27 protein-coding genes and 1 pseudogene are annotated in these 26,864 nt (G+C 63.5%); 15 read left to right on the top strand and 13 right to left on the bottom strand.

Annotation, left to right across the window (positions count from 1 at the left end):
• Positions 1 to 93 precede the first annotated feature (93 nt).
• The 9 genes from WBF69_RS11665 to fdxA all read right to left on the bottom strand — a co-directional run bounded on the left by WBF69_RS11665 (position 94) and on the right by fdxA (position 8,006).
• Entirely contained in the window at positions 94 to 1,071 is a 978-nt protein-coding gene (locus WBF69_RS11665) for a branched-chain amino acid ABC transporter permease (RefSeq protein ID WP_424264313.1), read from the bottom strand.
• Positions 1,068 to 1,955, bottom strand: coding sequence for a branched-chain amino acid ABC transporter permease (locus WBF69_RS11660; RefSeq protein WP_424264312.1), 888 nt, complete (start codon positions 1,953 to 1,955; stop codon positions 1,068 to 1,070). Before WBF69_RS11660 ends, WBF69_RS11665 begins: the two co-directional genes overlap by 4 nt.
• 88 nt (positions 1,956 to 2,043) lie before the next feature.
• The gene (locus WBF69_RS11655; RefSeq protein WP_424264311.1) at positions 2,044 to 3,255 is read right to left on the bottom strand and encodes an ABC transporter substrate-binding protein; all 1,212 of its coding nucleotides are present in this window, start codon (positions 3,253 to 3,255) and stop codon (positions 2,044 to 2,046) included.
• Positions 3,256 to 3,308: 53 nt separating this feature from the next.
• Positions 3,309 to 4,028 (bottom strand): ABC transporter ATP-binding protein, encoded by a 720-nt coding sequence (locus tag WBF69_RS11650; protein WP_424264310.1) that lies wholly within the window; start codon positions 4,026 to 4,028, stop codon positions 3,309 to 3,311.
• On the bottom strand, positions 4,025 to 4,807 hold the full coding sequence (locus WBF69_RS11645; protein ID WP_424264309.1) for an ABC transporter ATP-binding protein: 783 nt from the start codon (positions 4,805 to 4,807) through the stop codon (positions 4,025 to 4,027). Before WBF69_RS11645 ends, WBF69_RS11650 begins: the two co-directional genes overlap by 4 nt.
• A gap of 134 nt (positions 4,808 to 4,941) precedes the next feature.
• Positions 4,942 to 5,580, bottom strand: a complete 639-nt coding sequence (gene nth, locus WBF69_RS11640; RefSeq protein WP_424264307.1) for an endonuclease III — start codon at positions 5,578 to 5,580, stop codon at positions 4,942 to 4,944.
• Positions 5,577 to 6,188 carry an RnfABCDGE type electron transport complex subunit B gene (locus WBF69_RS11635; protein WP_424264306.1) on the bottom strand — a complete coding sequence of 204 codons (612 nt, stop codon included), beginning with the start codon at positions 6,186 to 6,188 and terminating at the stop codon, positions 5,577 to 5,579. Before WBF69_RS11635 ends, nth begins: the two co-directional genes overlap by 4 nt.
• A 104-nt stretch (positions 6,189 to 6,292) precedes the next feature.
• Positions 6,293 to 7,510, bottom strand: a complete 1,218-nt coding sequence (locus WBF69_RS11630; RefSeq protein WP_424264305.1) for a polyhydroxyalkanoate depolymerase — start codon at positions 7,508 to 7,510, stop codon at positions 6,293 to 6,295.
• Positions 7,511 to 7,679: 169 nt separating this feature from the next.
• Positions 7,680 to 8,006, bottom strand: coding sequence for a ferredoxin FdxA (fdxA, locus tag WBF69_RS11625; RefSeq protein WP_424264304.1), 327 nt, complete (start codon positions 8,004 to 8,006; stop codon positions 7,680 to 7,682).
• Positions 8,007 to 8,226: 220 nt separating this feature from the next.
• Here fdxA and WBF69_RS11620 point away from each other — a divergent pair, with 220 nt between their 5' ends.
• From WBF69_RS11620 to accD, 4 genes are all read left to right on the top strand, one after another.
• Positions 8,227 to 10,425, top strand: coding sequence for a RelA/SpoT family protein (locus tag WBF69_RS11620; RefSeq protein WP_424264303.1), 2,199 nt, complete (start codon positions 8,227 to 8,229; stop codon positions 10,423 to 10,425).
• Between the two features lie 124 nt (positions 10,426 to 10,549).
• A complete protein-coding gene (trpB, locus tag WBF69_RS11615) occupies positions 10,550 to 11,749 on the top strand; it encodes a tryptophan synthase subunit beta (RefSeq protein WP_424264302.1) in 1,200 nt (399 codons plus the stop codon).
• Between the two features lie 9 nt (positions 11,750 to 11,758).
• Positions 11,759 to 12,586, top strand: coding sequence for a tryptophan synthase subunit alpha (gene trpA / locus WBF69_RS11610; RefSeq protein ID WP_424264301.1), 828 nt, complete (start codon positions 11,759 to 11,761; stop codon positions 12,584 to 12,586).
• 2 nt (positions 12,587 to 12,588) lie between these two features.
• Entirely contained in the window at positions 12,589 to 13,470 is an 882-nt protein-coding gene (accD, locus tag WBF69_RS11605; protein ID WP_424264300.1) for an acetyl-CoA carboxylase, carboxyltransferase subunit beta, read from the top strand.
• A gap of 56 nt (positions 13,471 to 13,526) precedes the next feature.
• Here the strand turns inward: accD and WBF69_RS11600 are convergent, their stop codons facing one another.
• Positions 13,527 to 14,402, bottom strand: a complete 876-nt coding sequence (locus WBF69_RS11600) for a LysR family transcriptional regulator (protein WP_424264299.1) — start codon at positions 14,400 to 14,402, stop codon at positions 13,527 to 13,529.
• A 103-nt stretch (positions 14,403 to 14,505) separates the two neighbouring features.
• On the opposite strand from WBF69_RS11600, the gene WBF69_RS11595 reads away from it, so the two are divergent.
• The gene (locus WBF69_RS11595) at positions 14,506 to 14,883 is read left to right on the top strand and encodes an SMR family transporter (RefSeq protein ID WP_424264298.1); all 378 of its coding nucleotides are present in this window, start codon (positions 14,506 to 14,508) and stop codon (positions 14,881 to 14,883) included.
• A gap of 3 nt (positions 14,884 to 14,886) precedes the next feature.
• Positions 14,887 to 15,219 carry a multidrug/spermidine efflux SMR transporter subunit MdtI gene (gene mdtI / locus WBF69_RS11590; protein WP_424264297.1) on the top strand — a complete coding sequence of 111 codons (333 nt, stop codon included), beginning with the start codon at positions 14,887 to 14,889 and terminating at the stop codon, positions 15,217 to 15,219.
• 80 nt (positions 15,220 to 15,299) lie between these two features.
• On the opposite strand, the gene WBF69_RS11585 is transcribed toward mdtI, so the two are convergent.
• Entirely contained in the window at positions 15,300 to 18,317 is a 3,018-nt protein-coding gene (locus tag WBF69_RS11585; RefSeq protein ID WP_424264296.1) for an Rne/Rng family ribonuclease, read from the bottom strand.
• Between the two features lie 472 nt (positions 18,318 to 18,789).
• Here WBF69_RS11585 and WBF69_RS11580 point away from each other — a divergent pair, with 472 nt between their 5' ends.
• On the top strand, positions 18,790 to 19,746 hold the full coding sequence (locus WBF69_RS11580; RefSeq protein WP_424264294.1) for an RluA family pseudouridine synthase: 957 nt from the start codon (positions 18,790 to 18,792) through the stop codon (positions 19,744 to 19,746).
• A gap of 16 nt (positions 19,747 to 19,762) precedes the next feature.
• Entirely contained in the window at positions 19,763 to 20,518 is a 756-nt protein-coding gene (locus tag WBF69_RS11575) for an HAD family hydrolase (protein WP_424264292.1), read from the top strand.
• 18 nt (positions 20,519 to 20,536) lie between these two features.
• Here the strand turns inward: WBF69_RS11575 and WBF69_RS11570 are convergent, their stop codons facing one another.
• Both WBF69_RS11570 and WBF69_RS11565 read right to left on the bottom strand, forming a co-directional pair.
• Positions 20,537 to 21,247, bottom strand: a complete 711-nt coding sequence (locus WBF69_RS11570; protein WP_424264291.1) for an SAM-dependent methyltransferase — start codon at positions 21,245 to 21,247, stop codon at positions 20,537 to 20,539.
• A gap of 8 nt (positions 21,248 to 21,255) precedes the next feature.
• Complete coding sequence (locus WBF69_RS11565; protein ID WP_424264289.1) at positions 21,256 to 21,858, bottom strand: Maf family nucleotide pyrophosphatase; 603 nt, start codon at positions 21,856 to 21,858, stop codon at positions 21,256 to 21,258.
• A gap of 184 nt (positions 21,859 to 22,042) precedes the next feature.
• On the opposite strand from WBF69_RS11565, the gene WBF69_RS11560 reads away from it, so the two are divergent.
• From WBF69_RS11560 to WBF69_RS11530, 7 genes and pseudogenes are all read left to right on the top strand, one after another.
• The gene (locus tag WBF69_RS11560) at positions 22,043 to 22,546 is read left to right on the top strand and encodes a YceD family protein (RefSeq protein ID WP_424264287.1); all 504 of its coding nucleotides are present in this window, start codon (positions 22,043 to 22,045) and stop codon (positions 22,544 to 22,546) included.
• Positions 22,547 to 22,615: 69 nt separating this feature from the next.
• Complete coding sequence (gene rpmF / locus WBF69_RS11555) at positions 22,616 to 22,798, top strand: 50S ribosomal protein L32 (RefSeq protein ID WP_424264285.1); 183 nt, start codon at positions 22,616 to 22,618, stop codon at positions 22,796 to 22,798.
• Between the two features lie 26 nt (positions 22,799 to 22,824).
• On the top strand, positions 22,825 to 23,880 hold the full coding sequence (plsX, locus tag WBF69_RS11550; RefSeq protein ID WP_424264283.1) for a phosphate acyltransferase PlsX: 1,056 nt from the start codon (positions 22,825 to 22,827) through the stop codon (positions 23,878 to 23,880).
• Positions 23,881 to 23,900: 20 nt separating this feature from the next.
• Positions 23,901 to 24,875 carry a beta-ketoacyl-ACP synthase III gene (locus tag WBF69_RS11545; RefSeq protein WP_424264281.1) on the top strand — a complete coding sequence of 325 codons (975 nt, stop codon included), beginning with the start codon at positions 23,901 to 23,903 and terminating at the stop codon, positions 24,873 to 24,875.
• Between the two features lie 20 nt (positions 24,876 to 24,895).
• On the top strand, positions 24,896 to 25,828 hold the full coding sequence (fabD, locus tag WBF69_RS11540; RefSeq protein WP_424264279.1) for an ACP S-malonyltransferase: 933 nt from the start codon (positions 24,896 to 24,898) through the stop codon (positions 25,826 to 25,828).
• Position 25,829: 1 nt separating this feature from the next.
• Positions 25,830 to 26,570 (top strand): 3-oxoacyl-ACP reductase FabG, encoded by a 741-nt coding sequence (gene fabG, locus WBF69_RS11535; RefSeq protein ID WP_424264277.1) that lies wholly within the window; start codon positions 25,830 to 25,832, stop codon positions 26,568 to 26,570.
• A gap of 187 nt (positions 26,571 to 26,757) precedes the next feature.
• Positions 26,758 to 26,864 (top strand): annotated as a pseudogene (locus tag WBF69_RS11530) (acyl carrier protein); the annotation flags it as partial.

Below are 26,864 nucleotides of genomic sequence, written 5' to 3'. Positions count from 1 at the left end.
CCAGCCTGGCCTGGCGGCGGACACCCCCGGCAGGTTGGGCTGGCGGCGGAAACGGTTCCAGATTTGCGAGCGCTTGGGATGCCCTCGGCAGAATCAGGTCTTGGCTTTGAGCAGCTGCCGCCGGTGCAGCCATTCGCCGATGATGCCCCGGCGGAAAGTCAGTACGCAGATGACGAAGATCAGGCCGATCACGATGGTGACGGATTCGCCCAGCACGCGAAACCAGGTCATGCCGGTTTCCTGCATCAGAAAGCGTCCGACGTCGCCCACCTTGTTTTCCAGCGCCACGACAATGACGGCGCCCAGCACCGGCCCCGTCAGGGTACCCATGCCGCCGATCAGCGTCATCAGGATCACCATGCCCGACATCTGCCAGGTGGCGTCCGACAGCGTGGCAGAGACGAAGACCAGGGATTTGGTGGCGCCGGCCAGGCCGGATAGCGCCGCCGACAGCACAAAGGCCAGAAGCTTGAAGCGGTCGACGTGATACCCCAGAGAGGTCATGCGGGCTTCGTTTTCGCGGATGGCTTTCAGCGCCTGGCCAAATGGCGAATGCACTGTGCGCCAGATCAGCGCATAGCCCAGTACGAAGATCGCCATCACCACGTAGTACAGATTGATGTCCTGGCTGAGATCCAGGCCCAGGATGCTGCCGCGCGGAATGCCCTGCAGGCCGTCTTCGCCGCCGGTGAAGGGCGCCTGCAGGAAATAGAAGAACAGCATCTGCGCCAGGGCCAGCGTGATCATGGCGAAATAGATGCCGCTGCGTCGGATGGACAGCAGCCCGAACACCAGGCCCAGCAGGGCGGCGCTGGCCGTGCCGAACAGCAGGCCGCTGAAGGTCGACCAGCCCCAGACGCTGAGCGCCTGGCCGCAGGCGTAGCCGGCCAGGCCCAGGAAGGCCGCATGCCCGAAGGACAGCAGGCCTGTATAGCCCAGCAACAGGTTGAAGGCGCAGGCGAACAGGGCATAGCACATGACCTTCATGATGAAGATCGGGTAGGCGCCCAGTTCGGGCAGCGCGGCGAGCAGTGCGATGGCGATCAGATAGGCAAGCAGTTGTCGATTCATGATTCTTTCCCGAACAGCCCCGCCGGGCGCAGCAACAGCACGATCACCATGATGATGAAGACCACGGTGCTGGAGGCTTCAGGCCAGAAGACTTTCGTGAAGCCTTCGATGATGCCCAGCCCCAGACCGGTGATGATGGACCCCAGGATCGAGCCCATGCCGCCAATGACCACCACCGCAAACACGACGATGATCAGATTGGACCCCATCAGCGGCGACACTTGCAGGATGGGAGCGGCCAGCACCCCCGCAAAGGCAGCCAGGCCCACCCCCAAGCCGAAGGTCAGAGAGATCATCAAGGGGACGTTGACGCCGAAGGCCTCGACGAGCTTGGCGTTTTCGGTGCCGGCCCGCAGCAGCGCGCCCAGGTGGGTCTTTTCAATCAGGAACCAGGTCAGCATGCAGGCCAGCACGGATGCCACCACGACCCAGGCGCGGTAGATCGGCAGGTACATGAAACCCAGATTGACGCCGCCGGAGAGCAGGGCGGGGGTGGAATACGGCTGGCCGGACACGCCATAGATGCTGCGGAACAGCCCTTCGATGATCAGTGCCAGGCCGAAGGTCAGCAGCAGGCCGTATAAGGGGTCCAGCTTGTACAGGCGTCGCAGCAGCAGGCGTTCCAGCAAAATGCCGAATATCCCGACCACAATGGGCGAGAGAATCAGCATCACCCAGTAGTTCAGTCCCAGGTATTGCAGGCCGAGCCAGGCGACGAAGGCCCCCAGCATATAGAGGGCGCCGTGGGTGAAGTTGATGATGTTGAGCAGGCCGAAAATAATGGCCAGCCCGAGCGACAACACGGCATAAAAAGAGCCGTTGACCAAGCCGAGCAGCAGTTGCCCGAGCAAGGCTTGGATGGGAACACCGAAAAGTTCTGTCATAGGGCTGCGGCAAAGGCGGGTGACTGGGGCGCCGAGGGACGCATGACCTGGCTCAGAGAGACGAGGTCATGCGTGTCGGGTGTCAAAATTAGCCCTTGAGCAGGGGGCAAGTGGAGGTCGATTCTGCGCCATAGACAGATTCGGCCGGCAAGTCGCGGATGATGTTGTAGTAATCCCAAGGCGCCTTGGACTGATCCGGACGTTTGACTTGTGCCAGGTACATATCGTGCATGAACAGGCCGTCCTTGCGGATATAGGCGTCCTTGGCGAACATGTCGTTGATCTTGTTGGACTTCAGCTGCTGCATGACGGTGTCGCCGTCATCCGTGCCGGTGGCTTTGACGGCCTTCAGGTAGTTCAGGGCAGCGGAGTAATCCGCCGCCTGGACAAAGGACGGCGCCCGGCCCAGCTTGTCGAAGAAGCGCTTGGCCCAGGTGCGGGCGTCGTCGGATTGGTTCCAGTACCAGGGGGTCGTCAGATACAGGCCGGCGGTGTTGTCCAGGCCCAGCGCATGGACGTCGTTGATGAACACCAGCAGGCCGGCCAGTTTCATGGTCTTGGTGATGCCGAATTCTTTGGCGGCCTTGACGGAATTGATGAAGTCTCCGCCCGCATTGGCCAGTCCCAGCACCTGGGCGCCGGAACTTTGCGCCTGCAGCAGGAAAGACGAGAAATCCGTCGTCGACAGCGGGGCGCGGACTTCGCCCAGCACCGTGCCGCCGTCCTTTTTCACGACCTTGGCGGTGTCTTGTTCCAGCGAATGGCCAAAGGCGTAATCGGCTGTCAGGAAGAACCAGCTCTTGCCGCCTTCGCGGATCACCGCCGACCCGGTGCCGTTGGCGAGCGCTGTGGTGTTATAGGCGTAGTGCACGGTATAGGGCGTGCATTTTTCATTGGTGAGCAGCGATGAACCCGCCCCGATGGCGATAAAGGGCTTTTTCTTTTCAGCCGCCACGCCGGCCATGGCCAGGGCCGTGGCGGAATTCGTGCCGCCCACCAGCATGTCCATGTGCTGGGTGTCGAACCAGTCGCGGGCCCGCGCCGAGGCGATGTCGGCCTTGTTCTGGTGGTCGGCGGTCAGCAGTTCGATTTTTTTCCCATTGATCTCGCCCCCCATGTCGGCGATGGCCATGCGGATGGCATCGGCCCCCCCGTTGCCATCGATGTCGGCGTATACCCCTGACATGTCCGTGATGAAACCGATGCGGATGACATCGTCGGAGATGCCGGCGGCGTGGGCGGAAAGACCGAGACCCATGCCAGCGATGGAAAGTGCTGCGGATAGGGTACGCAATTTCATGGGAAGTCTCCTGAGAAAGCCGGTTGTGCCGGCAATGTATGACGGGATCGGCCTTAGACGCCCAGCAAGCTGTCGAGCGTGGTTTGTTTTTCCGACAATCGTGCCGCCGGGAACTCTTCGACGATCTGGCCGTGTTCCATGATGTAGAAGTGATCGGCCAGCGGGGCGGCGAAACGGAAGTTCTGCTCGACCATGACAATGGTGTAGCCCTTGGATTTGAGCGTGGTGATCATGCGGGCCAGTGCCTGGACTATGACGGGAGCCAGGCCTTCGGAGATTTCATCGAGCAGGAGCAGGTTGGCGCCCGTGCGCAGGATGCGGGCGACCGCCAGCATCTGCTGTTCGCCGCCGGACAGACGGGTGCCCGGTGAATGCCGGCGTTCTAGCAGGTTGGGGAACATATCGTAGATTTCTGCCAGCGACATGCCCCCGCCCAGCGTGTTGCCCACGGTGGGCGGCAGCAGCAGGTTTTCCTCGCAGGACAGCGAGGCGAAGATGCCGCGCTCTTCGGGGCAGTAACCGATGCCCAGGTGGGCGATGCGGTAGGTGGGAAAGTGGATGGATTCTGTCCCCTGGATGCGGATGGAACCCGTGCGACGGCTGGTCAGCCCCAGCAGCGCGCGCAGCGTGGTGGTGCGTCCTGCGCCGTTGCGCCCCAGCAGCGTGACGACCTGGCCAGGCTCGACGCGCATGTTGACCCCGTGCAGCACGTGGGATTCGCCATACCACGCTTGCAGGTTGGAGATTTCGAGGGCAGGTGTGTTCGTGCTCATGCCTGTGCTCCTTCGAGTTCGCCTTGGGTGGTGCCCATATAGGCTTCCATGACGGCGGGATTGTTCGACACGGCGGCGTAGTCGCCTTCGGCCAGCACGGCGCCTCGGGCCAGGACCGTGATCCGGTCGGCGATGGAGGAGACGACCTTCATGTTGTGCTCGACCATCAGAATGGTGCGCCCCGCGCTGACCTGCTTGATCAGCTGAGTGACACGGTCGACGTCTTCGTGACCCATGCCCTGAGTGGGTTCGTCCAGCAGCATCAGGCTGGGTTCCATGGCCAGCGTCGTGGCGATTTCCAGGGCGCGCTTGCGGCCATAGGGCAGGTTCACGGTCAGTTCGTCGGCGAAATCGGCCAGGCCGACCTCGTCCAGCAATTCCAGCGCGCGGGCATCCAGGTGGCGCAGGCTGGTCTCGCCGCGCCAGAAATGAAAGGACAGACCGGTGTTGCGCTGCAAGGCGATGCGCACGTTGTCGCGGACGGACAATTGGGGAAAGACGGCGGAAATCTGGAATGAGCGGATGATGCCCTTGCGCGCGATGCCGGCGGGCCTGTCGCGCGTGATTTCCTGGCCGTTAAAGAAGATCTGGCCTTGGGTGGGTGTCAGAAATTTGCTGAGCAGATTGAAGCAGGTGGTCTTGCCGGCCCCGTTGGGGCCGATGAGGGCGTGGATGTGACCCCGTTGGACAGAAAGACTGACGTCATCGACGGCGATGAATCCCCGGAAGGCTTTGCTGAGGTGTCGGGTTTCGAGAATGACGGATTGATTCGTGTCCATAGTACCCAGGGGTCCTGTTGCAATGCACCGCTGCTTGATGGCTCAAGTATGAGACGGATCGACAGAGGCCTCTATAGGGGTTTCTCAGAGTTTCCCCGGCGTCAGATGAAAATGCCGCGCCGCAGCAATTCAGCCTAATCGGGCCGGGTCTTGTCCGGGTAGTCGCACAGATCGCTGATCGGACATTGCGGGCATTTCGGCTTGCGGGCCACACAGACATAGCGGCCATGCAGGATCAGCCAGTGGTGGGCATCCAGCAAATAGGCTTTCGGCACCCGCTTCAGCAGGGCCTGCTCGACGGCCAGCACGGTCTTGCCTGGTGCGATGCCGGTGCGATTGGAGACGCGGAAGATGTGGGTGTCCACCGCCATGGCAATCTGGCGGAACGCCGTATTCAGCACGACATTGGCGGTTTTTCGTCCGACGCCGGGCAGGGCCTCCAGGTCTTCGCGACGGTCGGGTACTTGGCCGCCGTGGCGTTCCAGCAGCAGCTCACAGGTACGGATGACGTTGCGGGCCTTGGTCTTGTACAGCCCGATGGTGCGGATGGCATCCAGCAGGCCATCCTCGCCCAGGGTCAGCAGACCTTCCGGGGTGCCGTGCTTGGGAAAGAACTTGCGGGTGGCCAGATTGACCGAACGGTCGGTGGCCTGGGCCGACAGCATCACGGCGATCAGCAGCTGAAACGTGTCGCCGTATTCCAGCTCGGTCTGGGGGCGGGGGTTAGCTTCCTGAAAGCGGCGGAAGCATTCCTCGATGGCGGCACGTTTCATGAGCGTCTGGCCCGCGCCCTGGCCAGGGCCTGGGCGATGCGGTCTTGTTTGTCGTGGGTGGTGGATGGCGTCGCCAGGGCTGGCTTGTTGGCCAGTGTGCGGGCCGCCAGCCCCGCCGATTCGGCGTGACGGGCGCTCAATCGCGCATTGCGCGATTGGTAGCGTTGACGGGCTGCCTGGGCGTCGGCGCGTGTCCAGTCGCGGTCGGCGGGCACCATGGTGATGCAGTCGACTGGACAGGGGGCAACGCACAGTTCACAGCCCGTGCAGTCGGCCTCGATGACGGTGTGCATGGACTGATTGGCCCCCAGGATGGCGTCCACGGGACAGGCCTGGATGCACAGGGTGCAGCCGATACAGTGTTCTTCGTCGATCAGCGCGATGCGAAATGGCTGGTGGACGCCGCAGGCCGGGTCCAGCGGTCTGGCCGGACGGTCCAGTCGTTGCGCCAGGGCGGCGATGGTCTGCGGGCCGCCGGGCGGGCAGCGATTGACGTCCGCCCGACCGTCGGCCATGGCTTGCGCATAGGGGCGGCAGCCGTCAAAGCCGCATTGCCCGCACTGCGTCTGCGGCAGCAGGGTGTCCAGATCGTCAACGAGAGAGGCCATGAGAAGAACGGATTGCGCTGAAAACACCGCTGCCTGGCTGCATTCAGCGCGGAGCAGGCCTGCGCCCGGGCCGAGGCCCGGGTGTGGCAGGCGGACGCGATGAATCAGGCGTGGGCGCGGATGAACGCCGAAATTTTAGGACAGATCTGCGAACGCCACCGGCGTCCGGAGAAAATCCCATAGTGGCCGCAGTCTTTGGCGGTGTGGATTTCCCGTTTTGAGGGCGACAGGTTGGCGCACAGGTGATGGGCCGCGTGGGTCTGACCAGAGCCTGAAATGTCATCGAGTTCGCCCTCGATGGTCATCAGGGCGGTCTTGCGGATGGCGGCGGGTTCGACCAGATGGCCATCAATGGTCCAGGTGCCCTGAGGCAGGCGGAATTCCTGGAACACGGTGCGGATGGTGTCCAGGTAGAAGCGCGCCGGCATGTCCAGCACGGCGTTGTATTCGTCGTAGAAGCGGCGGTGGGCCTCGGCGTCGTTGTCGTCGCCGCGCAGCAGATCCAGGTAGAACTCGTAGTGGGACTTCAGGTGGCGGTCGGGATTCATGGCGACGAAGCCCGCATGCTGCAGGAAGCCGGGATACACAAAGCGCCCGGCGCCGGGGTAGCGGGACGGCACGCGGTGGATCAGGTTGTCTTCGAACCAGGCATAGGGTTTGGTGGTGGCCAGGCGGTTGACTTGCGTGGGGGATTTGCGCGTGTCGATCGGGCCGCCCATCATGATCATGCTGCGGGGCTGGCAGGGGTCTTCGGCGCTGGCCAGCAAAGAAATAGCCGCCAGCACCGGCACCGTGGGCTGGCAGACCGAGATCACATGCGTATCCGGCCCCAGGTGGCGCAGAAAGGCCTGGATGTAGTGCACATAATCGTCCAGTCCGAACGTGCCGTCGGCGGCGGGCACCATGCGGGCGTCGATCCAGTCGGTGACGTAAATGTCGTGGTTGGGCAGCAGGGCGCGCACGGTGTCGCGCAGCAGCGTACTGTGATGGCCCGACAGGGGCGCCACCAGCAGGACACAGGGGCCCTGCCGTTTGGTGTCGCGCCGGAAATGCATCAGACGGCAAAAAGGCAGCGCCAGGGCGAGGTCTTCGGTGACGGCGACCTCGCGCTTGTTGATCATCGTGACGGGCAGGTTCCAGGCCGGTTTTTCGTAGTCTTTGCCCACGCGGTGGGCGAGTTCGTAGGTGGCGGCGAACTGCCGGGACAGCGGTGTGTAGGCAAGAGGGCTGTAGGGGTTGGAAAACAGCTGGGAACCCGTTTCCGTGAAAGCGGTGAAGGGAGCCAGAAGAGAGCGTTGCAGCTCGTGGAGGTCGTACAGCATGGATGGATGCTTCCGGTGGTCGGCGGCAGCGCAGATCGTGCGCTGCAATATCGATAGGATGGACTTAAAGTACCGTCAATCGTTACGATGCGCTACGGGAATTACCCGATGTGAGCGATTCCCCCTGGTGTATGTGGGGTTTTGCAAACAGATGCGCCGGCGCCGCTGATCAGGGGCGTTCCAGATATTTGAGTTTGTCGGCCACGCCGTTCCAGTCGTCTGCGCCGTCCAGCGGGGAAATCGACCGGTTGATGGGGCCGAAGATGGGGGACAGTTCGGCATTCAAGGGGATGTAATCCACCTGGTCCTGGGGCACGTCTTCTTCGGCGAAGATGGCATTGGCGGGGCATTCGGGCACACAGACCGCGCAGTCGATGCATTCTTCGGGGTCGATGACCAGGAAGTTCGGCCCTTCACGAAAGCAGTCCACCGGACAGACGTCGACGCAGTCGGTATATTTACATTTGATACAGTTTTCGGTAACGACGTGGGTCATGAACGGTACTCCGGCAGGCAAACGGGGGCCAACAAAGGCCAGGGGGGATTTTACCGAATTTATCAGGGAGAACCCGGGGAGCCCGATATGGGTATAGGGGTGAGCCATATCGAATGGTGATAAGGCGGCTGCGGGCGGGTGATGGCGTCCGCAGAGCGGGGGACTCAAGGTAGTATAGAGGGGTGGCCCGTTCGGGCTGTTTTCCTCGTCTGTCCTTGCCATGAGCGCTTCCTCGCAAACCTTCCTGACCGATCCCTTCGACCCTGCCTGGTTCCAGGCTGCGGTCCAGGGCCTGGATGCCGAGGGGGCCGCCCTGTTGCGCCAGGCGGTGGATTGGGTCAGCGAACCGTTGCGCCAGGTCAGAGCCAGCACGGGCGAGCCGCTGGATGCGCATTGCGCGGCGGTCGTGTTGATCCTGCGGGATCTGGGGTCCGATGCGGCCACGCGGGCCGGCGCCTTGCTGGCGGTCCAGCCGGTGCCTGCCGGCGAATTGTCGCGCACCGATCCTTTGCGCAAGGCCTTCGGGCCGGAAGTCGCCACGCTGGTGCAGGGCACCCGTGCTTTGTTGCATCTGGGCGCGGTCACCGGACGGGCGACGGACTCCTCCGGGGCCGACCAAAAGGAAATGCAGCGCAAGATGCTGCTGGCGATGGCGGCCGATTTGCGCATTGTCTTGATGCGGCTGGCCTCGCGCCTGCAGTCGCTGCGCTGGTTTGCGGCGACGCGCACGCCCTGCCCGCGTGAATTCGCGCAGGAAACGATGGCCTTGTATACCCCGCTGGCCAATCGTCTGGGCATCTGGCAGTTGAAATGGGAAATGGAAGACCTGGCCTTTCGCTTTCTGCAGCCCGATGTCTACAAATCCATCGCCAGCCAGCTGGAAGAAAAACGCGCCGAGCGCGAAGCGTTCATCGACGATGTGGTCGAGCGCTTGCAGGCGGCGCTGAACGATGCGCGTATCCAGGCCGAGATCAGCGGTCGCCCCAAGCACATCTACAGCATCTGGAACAAGATGCGCATGAAGCATCTGGAATTTCAGCAGTTGTTCGATTTGCGGGCCCTGCGTGTGATCGTGGATGACGAGCGCACCTGCTATGCGGTGCTGGCGCTGGTGCATGCCATGTGGACCCCCGTGCCGGAAGAATTCGACGATTACATCGCGCGGCCCAAACCCAATGGGTATCGTTCTTTGCATACGGTGGTGGCCGACGAGCAGGGCCGGGCCTTCGAGGTGCAAATCCGCACCCAGGACATGCACCGTTTCGCCGAATTCGGGATGGCGGCGCACTGGCGCTACAAAGAAGCGGGCGCGCGCGGCGGGCAGGTCGCCGCAGCGGGGGACTACGACCAGAAAGTCTCCTGGATGCGCCAATTGCTGGCCTGGAAGGAAGACGGCGGGGACGCCCCCGCCCCCGAAGCCCCGGCCAGCGAGCGGCGTATTTACGTGATGACGCCGCAGGCGCGGGTGCTGGAATTGCCGGAAGGCTCCACTGCGGTCGACTTCGCCTATCTGCTGCATACCGATCTGGGACACCGGTGCCGGGGCGCCCGCGTGGATGGCCAGATGGTGCCTTTGTCCACGCCGCTGCGTACCGGGCAGACGGTTGAAATCATCGCGGCCAAATCCGGCGGACCGTCACGAGACTGGCTCAACCCGCAGCTGGGCTACCTGGCCAGTCCGCGCGCGCGCTCCAAAGTCCGGGCCTGGTTCAATGCGGTGGAATTGCAGCAGCGTATCGCCCAGGGACAAGCGCTGGTCGAAAAAGAACTGCAGCGGCTGGGCAAAACCGCCATCAACCAGGAACAGTTGGCCCAGCAGCTGGGGTTCGCTCGCGCCGACGATCTGTATGTGGCTGCCGCCAAAGAAGAATTCAGTTTGCGGCAGATCGATCATGTGTTCCGTGAACCCGAACCCGCCCCCATTGATTCGGATGGCGCACGTGTCTATGCCAGCGATGCCGGCAGTGTGGCGCGCACCGGGAAAAGCGGGGTGCTGGTGGTGGGGGTCGATTCCCTGCTGACGCAGCTGGCCCGTTGCTGCCGGCCCGCACCGCCCGACGCCATCCAGGGTTTCGTCACCCGCGGGCGGGGAGTATCCATACACCGGCAGGATTGCGCATCCTGGGCCGCTTTGGCGCAGCGGCACCCCGAACGCTGCATCCAGGTAGCCTGGGGAGAAACCGGCCAGGCGCTGTATCCGGTCGACCTGAGCATTCATGCTCAGGATCGGCCCAATCTGCTGCGCGACCTGTCGGAAATCTTTGCTCGCCTGCGCTTGCGGGTGGTGCGAGTCACCACCCACAGCCGCCGGTCACTGGCCCATATGGTGTTCACCATCGAAGTGCGCGACGGCACGCAGATCCGCCAGGCGCTGGATGCCGTCAACGAGCTGCCGGGCGTCCAGGCCAGCCGCCAGTAGCCGTGCAGAACAGGGCGGCTGCAGCCGTCGGGCGCTGTCGTCGGCCTGCGCTGCTAAAATGCAGGATTGGCTGGCCGCGGTGGTCCGCCTGCCCGGATCGGGCACCTTACAAGCGAGTCTGGATGTGAAGCCCTATCATTTGCCGGATGCCCAGGGGCATTTTGGCCAGTTTGGCGGTTCGTTCGTGGCCGAGACCCTGGTGCACGCCCTGGATGCCTTGCAAAAGGCTTACCAGCAGTACCGGGACGATCCTGAATTCCTGCGCGAATTCGCCGACGAACTGGAACACTTCGTCGGGCGCCCCAGCCCGGTCTACCATGCGCGCCGCTGGTCGCAGCAGTTGGGCGGGGCCCAGATCTGGTTCAAGCGCGAAGACCTGAACCACACCGGCGCACATAAGGTCAATAATTGCATCGGCCAGGCGTTGCTGGCGCGCCGCATGGGCAAGCCGCGCGTCATTGCCGAAACCGGCGCAGGCCAGCATGGCGTGGCGACTGCGACCGTCGCCGCCCGTTATGGCCTGGAATGCGTCGTCTACATGGGCAGCGAAGACGTGCGCCGCCAGGCATCGAACGTCTACCGCATGAAGCTGCTGGGCGCCACGGTGGTGCCGGTGGAATCCGGTTCCCGCACCCTGAAGGACGCCCTGAACGAAGCCATGCGCGATTGGGTCACGAACGTCGAAGACACGTTCTACATCATCGGCACGGTGGCGGGGCCGCATCCGTATCCGCAAATGGTGCGTGATTTCCAGACCGTCATCGGTCGCGAATGCCTGGAACAGATGCCGCGCGATGCGGGTCGCCAGCCCGATTACGTGGTCGCGTCCGTCGGCGGCGGGTCCAATGCCATCGGTATTTTCCATCCCTACATCGAACACGAATCCGTGCGTCTGATCGGCGTCGAAGCCGCCGGGCGGGGCCTGGATAGCGGCCATCATGCGGCCTCGCTGAGCCGGGGCGTGGTGGGTGTGCTGCACGGCAACCGCACCTATCTGCTGCAAGACGCCAACGGCCAGATCACCGAAACCCATTCCATTTCAGCCGGCCTGGATTATCCGGGCGTCGGGCCGGAACACGCCTGGCTGAAGGATTCCGGTCGGGCCCAATACGAGGGCATCACCGACCAGGAAGCGCTGGCCGCCTTCCATCACTGCTGCCGCATCGAAGGCATCATGCCGGCCCTGGAATCCGCCCATGCCATCGCCTATGCGGCAAAGCTCGCGCCCACGCTGCCCAGGGACCAGATCATTCTGGTCAATCTGTCGGGGCGCGGCGACAAGGACATGCATACCGTGGCGGAAGCCGGCGGCATCGCGCTTTAGGAGTCTTCCTTGACTGTATCCAATCAACGTCTGGCCGCCGTGTTTGGCGCCCTGTCGGGGCGCACGGCGCTGATTCCCTATATCACCGCGGGCGATCCGCTGGTCACGTCCACGCCTGCCCTGATGCACGCTTTGGCGGCAGCCGGCGCCAATGTCATCGAACTCGGGGTGCCGTTTTCCGATCCCATGGCCGACGGCCCGGTCATCCAGAAGGCCGGAGAACGTGCCATCGCTGCAGGCGCCAGTCTGGCCCGCGTGCTGGAATTGGTGGCGGACTTCCGCCGCCAGGATGACCGGACCCCCGTCGTGCTGATGGGCTATGCCAATCCGATCGAATGCATGGGGCAGAAGGCATTCGTGCAACGGGCCGCCCAGGCAGGCGTCGACGGCGTGCTGGTGGTGGACTACACCCCCGAGGAATCCGCCGATTTTGCCGCCCGCCTGTCGGCTGCCGGCATTGACCCGATCTATCTGCTGGCGCCGACCTCCACCGAGGAGCGGATGGCCGAGGTGGCCCGCTTGGCCCGGGGCTATGTGTACTACGTGTCCCTCAAGGGCGTCACCGGCGCCGGTTATCTGGATACCGATGACGTCGCCCGACACTTGGCCACCATCCGTCGTCATATCACTATTCCCGTCGGTGTTGGCTTCGGCATCCGGGATGCTGCCAGCGCCGCCCGCCTGGCGCCGCATGCCGATGCTGTCGTGATCGGCAGCAAGCTGATTCAAATCATCGAGGAAGCGTCGCTGAGCGATGGCCCTCAGGCGGCGGTCGGCGCCGCCGCCGCATGGCTGGCCGACGTTCGGCAGGCCCTTGATCACATTCAGAAAGGTTGACCATGAGCTGGTTCGAAAAAATCCTGCCTCCGCGCATCAATCGTCAAAGCGATTCCGCCTCTAAACGGGTTCCCGAAGGGCTGTGGGTGAAATGCCCATCCTGCGAATCCGTTCTGTACAAAGAAGATCTGCTGGCGACTCTGAATGTCTGCCCGAAATGCAGTCATCACATGCGTATCGGCGCGCGCGCGCGTATCGACGCACTGCTGGACCCCGAAGGCCGGGTCGAAATCGGCAGCCAGACGCGCCCTATGGATCCCCTGAAATTCAAGGACTCGCGCAAATACCCGGAACGGGTGTCCGAAGCGGTCAAACAGACCGGCGAGTCCGAGGCCATGGTCGTCATGAGCGGCACGATTCTGTCGGTGCCGGCGGTGCTGGCCTGCTTTGAGTTCTCTTTCATGGGCGGGTCGATGGGTTCGGTAGTGGGCGAACGCTTTTCGCGCGGCGTCCAGGAAGCCATCGATCGTCGCATGCCCTTTATCTGCGTGTCGTCCTCCGGGGGCGCCCGCATGCAGGAATCCCTGTTTTCGCTGCTGCAGATGGCCAAGACGAATGCCATGCTGCATCAGTTGTCCGAAGCCGGTCTGCCGTTCATCAGCATCCTGACCGATCCCACCATGGGCGGTGTGTCCGCGTCCTTCGCCTTCATGGGCGATGTCGTCATAGCCGAACCCAATGCCTTGATCGGCTTTGCGGGCCCGCGCGTGATCGAGCAGACCGTGCGCGAGAAACTGCCGGAAGGCTTCCAGCGGGCCGAATTCCTGCTGACCAAAGGCGCCATCGATTGCGTGGTGGACCGCCGTGAGATGCAGGCCGAATTGGCGCACTTGCTGGCTTTGTTCACCCGCCAGCCGATCGAGGTCGTGAACAAGGCGGCGTAATCACCCGCCAGGGTGGCTGCCCTAGGGCAGCCACCCCTTTTGATTGCCGACGCCCATCAGGGCAGCTCTCGCATCAGTTCCGCAAAACGCGTCTGAACCCATTGCGCCGTGTCGCCCAGCGGGCGGCCCAGCGGCCAGAGCATGCGCACAGGCAGCGGCGGCAGGGCCAGCGACGGGCAGGACACCTGCCGTAGCGGACGCGGATAGTCATCGTAGGCGGCAATGTGTACCGGCAGGACGGCCCAGCCCAACTTGGCCGCCACCATCTCTGCGATCGTATAAAAGCTGTCAGAGCGCCAGATTCTGGGGCTGTAGGCGATGGCGTCGAGGTCCTCGGCGCACATCAGCAGCTGCCGGTAGCGTGCCAGGTCTCGCCGTTGGACGGTGTCGCCCTGCAGCAGAGGATGGCCGCCGGCGACAAAGACGCCCTGGGGGAGCGCCCCCAGGTGGCGTTGATCGAAACCATCGTGCAGCGGCCCGCGGGCAAAGTGAAAAGCAATATCGGCGCGGTCTTGTTCGACGTATTCCGTGACTTCCGTGGCGGTGCCATTCAGCAAGGTCAGTTCCAGTTCGGGGAAGCGCTCGGACAGCTCTCCGAGCAGGGCATTGAGCGCGGTGTAGGGCAGCGCCTCGTCGAATGCCAGAGACAGCCTGGGTTCGCTGCCCCGTGTGAGCGCCCGTGCCCGTTGGTCCAGTTCGTGCGCCTGGCGCAATAATTCCTGTGCTTCCCTGAGCAGCAACTGCCCGGCGTCGGACAGGATGGCGCGATGTCCGCTGCGGTCGAACAGCATCACCCCCAGGTCGGCTTCGAGCAGGCCGATGGCCGTGCTGACGGCGGACTGCGCTTTGCCCAATTGCCGCGAGGCCGCGCTGATAGAACCCTGTTCGGCTGTGGCGACAAACTGGCGCAGTTGATCGAGATTCCATTGCATTTCGCCACTCTATCTATAAATAAGATGGATATCAACTTTTGAAATCCATTAAATAGAATGAAAATGACCTCCAGTGCTCTATTTTTATGCAAAGAGGTTCATTGTGTTTTTGCGTCCTTGGTTGTTCTTGCTGGCGGCGGTGGCGGTCGAAGTCATTGGCGTCACCGTCATGAAGCGCGTCTCGCTGTCCGGTTCCGCCCCTGCCTTGCTGCTCATGTACGTCATGATCGGTCTGTCCTTCGTGTTTCTGGCGACGGCAGTCAAATACCTGCCCTTGGCCCTGGCCTATGCGGCCTGGGAGAGCATAGGCCTGATTTGCATCACCCTGATCGGCCTGCACTATTTCGGCGAATCCCTGGATCTGTTCAAGCTGCTGGGTCTGGGGGCGCTGCTGGCGGGGGTGGTACTGATCAATCTGGGCGCCTCCGGTTCAGCTGCTGACGATTCCGGCGGCGCAACAGCCGCTGTCGGGGAGTGCTGAGCCATGCAGCATGCCGAATGGATTCATTACGCTTTCATGGCGGTCGCCATCGTGCTGGAAGTCGCCGCCAACGTCCTTATCAAGTATTCCGACGGGTTTCGTCGCCGCGGCATGGGGATGCTGGGCATCGTCAGCATCCTGGCCTCGTTCACTGCGCTGTCGCAGGCGGTCAAAGGCATCGACCTGTCCGTCGCTTATGCCTTGTGGGGAGGCATGGGCATTTTGTTGACCGCCATTTCCGGCCTGGTGTTGTTCCGGCAGCGGCTGGGTCGTCTGGGCTGGTTGGGGATCGGCAGCATCGTGTCCGGCGTGGTGCTGTTAAAGCTCTCGCACTAAAACAAAAATCCCGGTATCTGTCAGACACCGGGATTTTTGTTTCCAGCGCGCTCGTCAAGAGCGGCTGGGCCGCACATTCATCAGTGCGTCGTTTCTACTTGCTGCAGGGGGTCGTCCTGTACGCGGGGAGTGGTCTTGCGCGCGCGGCCCAGAGGCTTGGGCGGTGCGCTGGGCAGGGCCGTGGCGGCGCTGGCCTGCGTTTCGATCAACTGCATGCCGGCGGCGCGCAGAGAATCATCGATGGACGGCAGGACGATGGGGGCGCTGTGAGGCGTTTGCTCGACCGCAGGCGTCGGTACGACGGGCGCGGCGGCTGCCGGCGGGACCTGCTCTGCAGCGACTTGAACAGGTTCCGTCACCACCTGGACGGCTTCCGTGACGACAGGGGCAGGCTCCGCCGCCACGTGGACGGGTTCCGCTGCCGTGTGGACGGGTTCCGCCGTGACCGGAACCGGCTCGACAGCGACCGGCGCCGGTGCAGCGTCGGTGTCTTCCATTGCGGCAGGCGCTTCTGCAGCGGGCTGGGAGACTTCGCGGATTTCGGGAGTGACGGGCGTATCGATCACCACCGGCGCCGGGACAGGGATCACGACGGGAGGCGCTTTCTGGACGGCGGCAGGGGATTCCTGCTGCACGGGCTGTTCCGCACCCAGGACTTCGGGGTCGAAGCGGGGCGTTTCGTGCGTTTCGATGTCGAAGGCGTCGGTGTCGGCGTCACCGGTATCCGGCGTGTCGATGCTGTTTGCGGATTCTGCGCCTTCTCCGGTGCGGCGGCCGCGACGACCGCGACGGCGGCGGCGCTTGCGTTCCGGGTCCGGGCTGTCCAGGTTGGCATCGCCTTCTGTGTCGACCGCAGGGCCGGCCACGGCGACATCCGCATCTGCGTCCGCATGGGTGACGCGCGCATCGTCGTCCGCGGGCGTCGGGGCGGGGGCGTCAAAGGATGCCTGAACCGGCGGGGCAACTGCCGCAGCGGCGGTCGTCAGTTCCACCGTATCGGTGACGGCTTGGTCCAGAGTGTCCTCGGTGCGGCTGCGGCCACGGCCTCGGCGGCTGCGGCTGCGGCGCGGTTCTGCCGTATCCTGGGGCGCGTCGACGGTCTGAGCCGGCGCCTGCTTGGCGGATTGGGCGGCGCGGTCCTCGGTATTGCGGTCGCGGCGCTGAGACGTCCGACCGTCATTGGGTTTTTCGCTGCGTTCCGCACGATCCGGGGAGTCGGCCTTATCGGCACGGCCCTGACGGTCGTTGCGGCCATTGGCGCGCGATTCCGGGCGACGGCCGCCATTGCGATTGGAGGAACCCCCGCGGCGGCGGCCTTCGTCTTCGCGGCGGGTCGGGCTGGCGGGCTTGGATTGCGTCGCGGCAGCCGGGGTAGTGCCGGCACCGGAGAGCCAGGCCAGGATGCGCTTGAACAGTCCGCCCGACGGGGCGGCTGCGGCAGCAGGCGCAGGTGCGGCGGTCTTGGCGGGGCGCTCGACATGGTGCGGTGCAGGCTGAGCGGGCTGGATGCCCTTGACCAGGGCTTCCGGCCGGGACTTGGTTTCCTGGGCCTTGTTGGGCTGCCAGACTACCTTGTCTTCCGGTTCCTGGGCCAGTTCGAAGCTGGTCTTGTTGTCGTCCAGGCGGGGATCGTCGTGGCGCAGCCGCTCGATGTGGTGGTGCGGCGTTTCCAGTGATTTGTTGGGAATCAGGACCAGATTGACCTTCAGGCGGGATTCGATCTGGCTGATGTCGTGGCGTTTTTCGTTCAGCAGGAAAGTTGCCACATCGACCGGCACCTGGGCGTGCAGGGCGGCGGTGCCTTCCTTCATGGCTTCTTCTTGCAGCAGACGCAACACATGCAGGGCGCTGGATTCGGCATCGCGGATCACGCCGGTACCGGTGCAGCGCGGGCAGGTGACGTGAGAACCCTCGTTCAGGGCCGGACGCAGCCGCTGGCGGGACAGTTCCATCAGGCCGAAGCGCGAGATCTTGCCCATCTGGACGCGGGCGCGGTCGAAGTGCAGGGCATCGCGCAGGCGCTGTTCGACGGCGCGCTGGTTCTTGCCTTCTTCCATGTCGATGAAGTCGATCACGATCAGGCCGCCCAGGTCGCGCAGGCGTAGCTGGCGGGCGACTTCGTCGGCGGCCTCCACGTTGGTGCGCAGCGCGGTTTCCTCGATGTCGGAGCCGCGGGTGGAACGGGCCGAGTTGACGTCCACGGCCACCAGCGCTTCGGTGTGATCGATGACGATGGCGCCGCCCGAGGGCAGCGTGACCGTGCGCGAATAGGCGGTCTCGATCTGATGTTCGATCTGGAAGCGGGAAAACAGCGGCACGTCGTCGCGATAGCGTTTCACGCGATTGACGTTGTCCGGCATGACCACGCTCATGAAAGCCAGAGCCTGGTCGTAGATGTCGTCGGTGTCGATCAGGATTTCACCGATTTCCGGCGAAAAATAATCACGGATGGCGCGAATGACCAGGCTGGATTCCAGATAAATCAGGATCGGCGCCTTGTTTTCGCGGGCAGCCCCGTCGATGGCGGTCCAGAGCTGCATCAGGTAGTTCAGATCCCATTGCAGTTCTTCGACGCTGCGACCGATGCCGGCGGTGCGGGCGATCATGCTCATGCCGGCAGGTATGTCCAGCTGGTCCATGGCGTCGCGCAGTTCCTGGCGATCTTCGCCTTCGACCCGGCGCGAGACGCCGCCGCCGCGCGGGTTATTGGGCATCAGGACCAGATAGCGGCCCGCCAGGGAGATGAAGGTGGTCAGGGCGGCGCCTTTATTGCCGCGTTCTTCCTTTTCGACCTGGATGATGAGTTCCTGGCCTTCGGTCAGGGCGTCCTGGATGCGCGCCGTGCGCACGTCCACACCTTCTTTGAAGTAGGTGCGCGCGACTTCTTTAAAGGGCAAGAAGCCGTGGCGTTCTTCGCCGTAGCTGACGAAGCAGGCTTCCAGGCCCGGTTCGATGCGGGTGATGACCCCTTTGTAGATATTGCCTTTGCGCTGTTCGCGCCCGGCGGTTTCGATGTCCAGGTCGATGAGTTTCTGTCCATCGACAATGGCGACGCGTAGTTCTTCTTGGTGCGTCGCATTGAACAGCATGCGTTTCATGAGTGGGTTTCTCCGTTGTCAGGGTGCGCCGGATTCGGCGCACGACCACGGGTCACTCGGTTGCGATGCGGCAGTCTGCGAGGAGGGTGGCTGCGGGCGTGATTAGACCGCGCCAGTCTCCGGTAAGAGAGGCACGGCGCGCTGGTAGGCGCGAGGTTCTGGCAGCAGGGAGGTCAAGGGCACGATCGTGGTTGACAAAGAGTTGCTGGGAACGGCGAACGTGCACTGGGCGGCGTTCGGTGCGGAAGAGCGAGCAGAATCTGCGGCGTCGCACGCGGCTTGTCGATTTTCCTGTCTGGCATGCAAAAGCGGACAGGGCAACCTGGACAAAACCGGCGACCAAGGACCCAGAAACCGAAACCCAGGCAGTACAATGGTGTCCCTGCAGCCGGGCGGAGCGCAGCCTTTGCGTCTCTACGTCCGGCGGTTATCGGCCTCTATAGGCTGTTGTGATTATATGCCGCTTTTCCCTATGCGCAAAATAGATGTTTCACCCGACCGTCAGCCTGCCGTGCGTCAGGTGCTTGTCGATGGCGAATCGGCAGGGCAGCGGCTGGACAATTTTTTGTTGCGGCTGGCCAAAGGCGTACCCAAAAGCCATCTTTACAAGGCGATCCGCGACGGGCAGGTGCGTATCAACAAGGGCCGCTGCCGGGCGGATACCCGGCTGCAGAGTGGCGACGTCGTGCGTGTGCCGCCCTTCAGGATGCCCGATCCGGCGGCCAAGCCTCTTGCGCCGGCGGCGACGTTCCCGATCTTGTACGAAGACGCCCACCTGTTGGTCATCGACAAGCCCGCCGGGGTCGCCGTGCATGGTGGCAGCGGCGTGTCCTTCGGTGTGATCGAGCAATTGCGCTCGGCGAGACCGGACGAACGCCTGCTGGAACTGGCGCACCGGCTGGACCGTGAAACGTCCGGCGCGCTGATGATCGCCCGCAGCCGCAAGGCGCTGCTGGCCCTGCATGACATGATGCGTAACGGCCAGGGCCGCAAGCATTATCTGGCGCTGGTGGTGGGGGATTGGGTCAATGACCGCCAGCACATTCGCCTGCCGCTGCTGAAATACCTGACCCCCGGCGGCGAGCGCCGCGTCCGGGTCGATGCGCTGGGCAAGTCCGCGCATACCATCATCACCCTGAAGCGCCGCTACGGCGGCGCCTATTCCCTGCTGGATGCGGAACTGCGCACCGGTCGCACCCACCAGATCCGGGTGCATCTGGCATCCCAGGGGCATCCCATCGCGGGCGACGAGAAATACGGGTCCGATGATGTCCGCGCCGCCTTGTTCGCCCAGGGCTTTCGGCGCATGTTTTTGCATGCCTGCCGGCTGGAAATTCCTCATCCCGTCACAGGCGAACCGCTGGTGCTGGAGGCGCCCCTGCCGCCCGCCTGCCAACAGGTGCTGGATCGCCTGGACGGCAAGATATGATCTTTATATGGACGATATGACACAGAATTCTCCCCTGGCGGCCTCGCCCGCCGCCTCGCCTGCCGTTGTGGTCAACCCGTACCAGGCTGTGGTTTTCGATTGGGATGGCACCCTGCTGGATTCCACGCATCATATCGTCGGTGCGCTGCTGGCCGCTTGCCGCGACCTGGGGCTGCGCGAGCCGACCCGTGAGCAGGCCGGCTGGGTCATCGGCCTGTCCTTGCAGACGGCCTTGCGGCAACTGGTGCCCGATCTGCGCGCCGATCAGGCCGATGCCTTCGCAGAGCGCTATAAGGCGCACTTCATGCATTTGCTGGGCGAGATGCATTTGTTCGACGGGCAGGCGCAGTTGCTGCGCGATCTGCATGCTCGTGGCATCGTGTTGGCCGTCGCGACCGGCAAAAGCCGCCAGGGCTTGAACACCTCGATTGAGCGCCTGGGTCTGCAGGGTTTGTTCCAGGCCACCCGCACGGTCGACGAGGCGCGCGGCAAGCCCGATCCCGACATGCTGGAACAATTGTTGATGGAATTGGATCTGGCCCCGGAAACCGTTCTGATGGTGGGCGATACCACGCACGATGTGCTGATGGCCAAAGCTGCCGGTATCGACAGCCTGGCGGTGTCCTATGGCGCCCATCGCGCGTCGTTGCTGGAATCGTCGCAGCCGACCGCCCTGGTCGGCACCGTTCCCGATATGCAGGCCTGGATTCTCGCTCGGGTAGCGGCTGGCGATGCTGTGCAGCCGGTTGCCGCGCGCGGCGGCGAGGCGTGACGGCGCAATCGGGCCTTTTCAGCTGGCCAGAAACAGAAACAGCGTCGGCTTTTTGTCGAAATCCGGCGCCCCTGCCTTGCGCCATTGGGCTACCGTGCGCGTCTGGATGGACTCGTCCGGGCAGGTCAGTGCGCTGGCGATGCACACGCGCGTCGTGTCCCGCAGAGTTTGCAGCAGGGCGTCGAACATCGCCTGGTTGCGGTAGGGGGTTTCGATCAGAATTTGCGTCTGTTGTTGCTTATGGGATACCGATTCCCAGGCCCGTAGCTGTGTATCGCGCTCGTGGGCCTTCACCGGGGCGTAGCCGTGGAAGGCGAAACGTTGGCCCTGCAGACCGCTGGCCATCAGTCCCAGCATGATCGAGGACGGCCCCGTCCAGGGCAGCACTCTCATGCCGCGCGCATGGGCCTGGGCCACCACCAGGGACCCTGGGTCCGCCACGGCAGGGCAGCCGGCTTCGGACACCAGGCCCAGATCCTGGTCGGCAGGTACGGCATCCAGCCATGCGCGGATGTCTTGCGGGGTGCTGTCGGCCTTCAAGGTATGGATCGTGATGTCCTGCAGCGGCACCTGTGTGCCGATCAGTTTCAGGAACGCCCGCGCCGATTTGGCGTTTTCAGCAATGAAGTAGCGCAGCTGCGCGGTGATTTCCTGGGCGGCCTGGGGCAGCCAGCGATCCGGGGCGGAATCGCCCAGACCGACGGGGATCAAATGCAGGGTGGTGGTCATGCGTGCGGTCATGATTGAATGTCAGAGTGTCCAGGAGGGGCGGCCAAGGGCTCCAGGCCGAAGGCCCGCAGCATGCGGCACAGCGCGATCAGGGGCAGGCCGATCAGGGCGGTGGGGTCGTCGCTGCGCATCCGTTCCATCAGCGCGACGCCCAGTTGCTCGGCTTTGGCGCTGCCGGCGGTGTCAAAGGGTTGTTCGACATGCAGATATTGTTCGATCCGGGCGTCGTCCAGGGCCAGAAAGCGGCATTCGGTCGGCACCTGTTCCAGCAGATGCTCTTGCCCATTGGTGACGCACAGCGCGGTGTGGAACAGAACCTCGTGACCGCCGAAACGACGCAGCTGGGCGCGGGCGGCTTCAAAGGAACCCGGCTTGCCGATGGGTTCGCCCTCGAAGACAGCGACCTGATCTGATCCGATCACCAGCGCGCCGGGGTGACGCGCGGCGATCACGACGGCCTTTTCCTGCGCCAGACGCAGGGACAGGGCCAGCGGCGCTTCGCCGGGCAGCGGACTTTCGTCGATGTCCGGGGCTTCGACGGAAAAGGGTAGATTCAGCCGCTGCAGCAGGGCGCGGCGGTAGGGCGAACTGGAAGCCAGAATCAGGCGCATAGCAAGAGCCGGGGGGTAAACTCCGCAGTTTACAGCGCGGTCATTCGCTCTTGCGCATGACGCGCTTGACGCGGTACGCGCCCATCGAGCCGTTCATCGCGCAGCATGGGGGCTTGGTGGCCGGTGATTGACCTTACCCCCCGCCATCCAGTAAAATCTAGAGTTTTCCTGGAAGTCAGAATTCATGGTCGTCGATGCCCTGGCGTTTTCTTATGCAGGCCGGGTGCTGGAAGGCAGCCGGAAAGCAGGGGAATTCGCACGTCTGTGCCAAGGTCTGTCGGCGCCTCAGGATGCTGACATTAGCTGGCGCGTGGCAGGTCGGCAGGATGCCGGCACAGGCCGCCTGTGGCTGGATATCCAGGCCCAGGGGACGGTGACGCTGACCTGTCAGCGGTGCCTTGGGCCTTTCGTGATGTCTTTGCAGGTGAGCAACACGATCGGGCTGGTGAAAGATCAGGCCCAATTGGATGCCCTGGACGCACTGGAAGTCACCGGCGAAGGTTCTGACATTGAATATTTGGTCGCCGACCGGCAGCTGGACATCCTGGCGCTGGTCGAAGACGAACTGATTCTGGGCTTGCCTTATGCTCCCCGGCACGATGTTTGCCCTGGGGCGGCGGCTGATCCGGAACACCAGGATGTCGCCAAACCCTCGCCCTTTGCCGTTCTCGAACAGCTCAGGAAATAACTGAACCATCATTTAACACGCGGGTTCGCGCTTACCTTAAAATAGGCGGTCCCGAACACAGGAGTCACCATGGCTGTCCAGCAAAACAAAAAGAGTCCGTCCAAGCGCGGCATGCATCGCTCGCACGATTTCCTGACGGCGCCGGCGACGGCCATCGAGCCGACCACCGGTGAACTGCATCTGCGTCACCACATCAGCCCCAATGGCGTGTATCGTGGCCGCAAGGTCCTGAAGACCAAGAACGACGAGTAATCCGGCGCCCCGACCACCCGCGCTCAATGCCCGAATACGCTCTTACCGTCGCCATCGATTGCATGGGCGGCGATCATGGCCTGCCCGTTACTGTTCCGGCAGCGATAGCGTTCGCCCAGGCTCATTCTGATACCCGCTGTTTGCTGGTCGGGGACGAATCCCAGATTCGCCCACTGCTGGCGCAGCACGTGGTGTCCGCCGGGCAGTTCGATATCGTGCATGCGTCCGAAGTCGTCACCATGCACGACTCGGTCGAGATTGCCTTGCGCCGCAAAAAGGATTCGTCCATGCGGGTGGCGGCCCAGGCGGTCAAGGACGGGCGCGCCGACGCCGCCGTGTCCGCCGGCAATACCGGCGCCTGGATGGCGATTTCCCGCTATGTGCTGAAAACGCTGGACGGCATTGACCGACCCGCTATCGCGACCGCTTTGCCCAATCAAAAGGGCGGGGCGACCACCGTGCTGGATCTGGGGGCCAATGTCGACTGTACCGCCGACCATCTGCTGCAGTTCGGCTTGATGGGGGCGGCGCTGGTGTCGGCGGTCGACCGCCAGGCCCAGCCGTCGGTGGGTCTGCTCAATATCGGTGAAGAACTCATCAAGGGCAATGAAGTCGTCAAACAGGCGGCTGAGTTGTTGCGCGCCAGCGGCTTGAACTTCTACGGCAACGTAGAAGGCGACGATATTTTCAAGGGCACGGTGGATGTGGTCGTCTGCGACGGCTTCGTCGGCAATGTCGTGTTGAAATCGGTCGAAGGTCTGGCGCGGATGATCGGCACCATGATGCGCGAAGAATTTCGTCGCACGCCCTTGACCATGGCCGCCGGCCTGGTCGCCACGCCCGTGTTGCGGCGCTTCCGTTCACGGGTCGACAATCGTCGCTACAATGGCGCAGCACTGCTGGGCTTGCGTGGCATTGTCATCAAGAGCCACGGCTCGGCGGATATTTATGCCTATGGGCAGGCCTTGCAGCGCGCCCGCGAGGCCGTGTTGAACGGCTTGCTCCAGGGCACCATCCAGCGGCTGGATGCCTTGCGCAGTCGGGCAAGCTTGCCGCCGAGCGACACCGCTCAAACTGCCTAGTCTCTTTTTTCGGAATCGATATGCCTTACGCCAGGATTACCGGAACGGGCGGCTATTTGCCCCCTCGTGTCGTCACCAACGATGATCTGGCTGCCGATCTGGCCACTCGCGGCGTGGAAACGTCCGATGCCTGGATCACGGAACGCACCGGCATCCGCCAGCGCCATATCGCCGATCCCGGCACCAAGACCAGCACGCTGGCGACTGCCGCAGCTCGTGCCGCGCTGGACAATGCCGGTCTGCAGGCCGACGATCTGGACCTGATCATCGTCGCGACCTCTACGCCTGATTTCATCTTTCCCAGCACGGCCTGTCTCGTGCAAGCCAATCTGGGCGTCGGCGGCGCCGCCGCCTTTGACGTGCAGGCCGTGTGCAGCGGTTTTGTCTATGCCTTGGCCACGGCGGATGCCATGATTCGCGCGGGTCGTGCCCGTCACGCTCTGGTGATCGGCGCCGAGGTCTTCTCCGGCATCCTGGATTGGAACGACCGACGCACCTGCGTGCTGTTTGGCGATGGGGCGGGCGCCATGGTGCTGAGCGCCTCGGACGAACCCGGCATCCTGGCAGTTCGGCTCAATGCCGATGGCCGCCAGCAGCATATCCTGTGCGCCGCTGGCAATGTGGCCGGCGGCCAGGTGACGGGCGATCCCTTCCTCAGGATGGACGGCCAAGCCGTCTTCAAACTGGCGGTCAATTCCCTGGTGCGCTCGGCTCACGAAGTCTGTGACGAAGCCGGGATTGAACTGTCATCCCTGGACTGGATGGTGCCGCACCAGGCCAATGTCCGCATCCTGAATTTCATCGGTCGCAAGCTCAATCTGCCTGATGACAAGATCATCGTGACGCTGGACAAACATGCCAATACCTCGGCAGCCAGCGTGCCCCTGGCATTCGACGTTGCCTGGCGCGACGGGCGTCTGCGCCCTGGGCAACTGGCATTGCTGCAAGGCGTGGGCGGCGGCTTTACCTGGGGCTCCGTCCTCGTCAGACTGTAAGGTTTCCTACTACTACACACATGAAAATAGCATTCGTATTTCCAGGCCAGGGTTCCCAGGCCGTGGGCATGATGGACGCCTGGGCGGATCATGCCGGCGTGCAGGCGGTGTTGCAACAGGGCGACGCAGCCCTGGGCGAAGACCTGACGCGCCTGATCGCCCAAGGTCCCGCCGAATCGCTGAACCTGACCACCAATACCCAGCCGGCCATGCTACTGTGTTCGGTCGCCATGTACCGCGCCTGGCAACAGGCAGGCGGTGCCGCGCCGGCCATCGTGGCCGGCCACAGCCTGGGCGAATATTCCGCTTTGGTGGCTGCCGATGCGCTGGATCTGGCCGATGCCGTGCGCACCGTGCGGGTGCGGGCGCAGGCCATGCAGTCGGCAGTGCCCGTCGGCGAGGGCGGCATGGCCGCCATCCTGGGCCTGGACGACGAAGCCGTGCGCCAGGCGTGCGCTCAGGCCGCCGGCGACCAGGTCGTCGAGGCCGTCAACTACAACGCGCCGGCTCAGGTCGTGATTGCCGGTCATGCAACCGCTGTGGAACGGGCGTGCGAACTGGCCAAGGCTGCCGGCGCCAAGCGTGCCGTCACCCTGCCGGTGTCCGCGCCTTTTCATTCCCGCCTGCTGAAACCAGCGGCGGACGCCTTGGAACAGGCGTTGGCCGGGATCGATGTGCGTGCGCCCGCCGTGCCGCTGATCAATAATGTGGATGTCGCCCAGCCGACCGACCCTGCCGCGATTCGCGATGCGCTGGTGCGCCAGGCATGGCATCCCGTGCGCTGGGTGGAAACGATTCAGGCGATGAGGCGCGACGGCGTCACCCACTTGGTCGAGTGCGGCCCGGGCAAGGTCCTGACCGGCCTGGTCAAGCGCATCGATCGCGATCTGACAACCTTCAACATCACCGATCCGGCGTCATTGCAACAGACGCTGGACGTCTTGAGAGGCTGATATGACAGAACCCATTCTGGCGGGCAAGATTGCCCTGGTGACAGGCGCTTCGCGCGGCATCGGTCGGGCAGTCGCCCTGGAACTCGCCGCCGCCGGCGCCACGGTGGTCGGCACCGCTACCTCGCAGGCCGGTGCTGACGGCATCACCGAAGCGCTGGCCCCTCAGGGCGGTCGCGGCGCCGTGCTGAATGTCGATGACGCTGCCGCGTGCGATGCGCTGCTGGCAGAACTGGCAGGGCAGGGCGGCCCGCACATCCTGGTGAATAACGCCGGCATCACTCGTGACGGGCTGATCCTGCGCATGAAAGACGAAGACTGGGCTTGCGTGCTGAACACCAATCTGTCGGCGGTGTTCCGGCTGTGCCGCGGCGTAGCCAAAACAATGATGAAGGCCCGTTGGGGCCGCATCGTCAACATCACGTCGGTGGTGGGCTACAGCGGCAATCCCGGTCAGGCCAACTATGCGGCGGCCAAGGCCGGTGTGGCGGGCATGTCGCGCGCCCTGGCCCAGGAACTGGGCAGCCGCGGCATCACGGTCAATTGCGTGGCGCCCGGTTTCATCGATACGGACATGACGCGTGCGCTCAACGAGAACCAGACGGCGGCGATTCTGCAGCAGATTCCCCTGGGTCGTCTGGGCTCGGCTGCCGAGATCGCGCATGCGGTCGGCTACCTGGCCAGCCCGCAGGCCGGCTACGTAACAGGCACGACCTTGCACGTCAATGGTGGTATGTACATGTAGGTAAAGCAGAACGGATGGCGCCCGTCTAAGGTAAAATCCGTTCAAACTCAGTAGGCAGGTCTCGGTGTTTTCACTGTCCGGCGCATGGTCGTCTGATTCCGAGCTGCTTTTTTTTGACTAAGACCCGCAGCCCAGCAGTCCTCATTTGGCTATAATTCGCGGGATTTTTTCCTAACTGGAGATATGCATGGAAAGCATCGAACAGCGCGTCAAGAAGATCGTCGCTGAACAGCTCGGCGTCAACGAAGCCGAGATCAAAAACGAATCTTCCTTCCTTGACGACCTCGGTGCCGA

This window comes from Castellaniella sp. (assembly GCF_049673105.1).
GTDB lineage: Bacteria > Pseudomonadota > Gammaproteobacteria > Burkholderiales > Burkholderiaceae_B > Castellaniella.
This window is presented reverse-complemented; position numbering and strand designations above follow the sequence as displayed.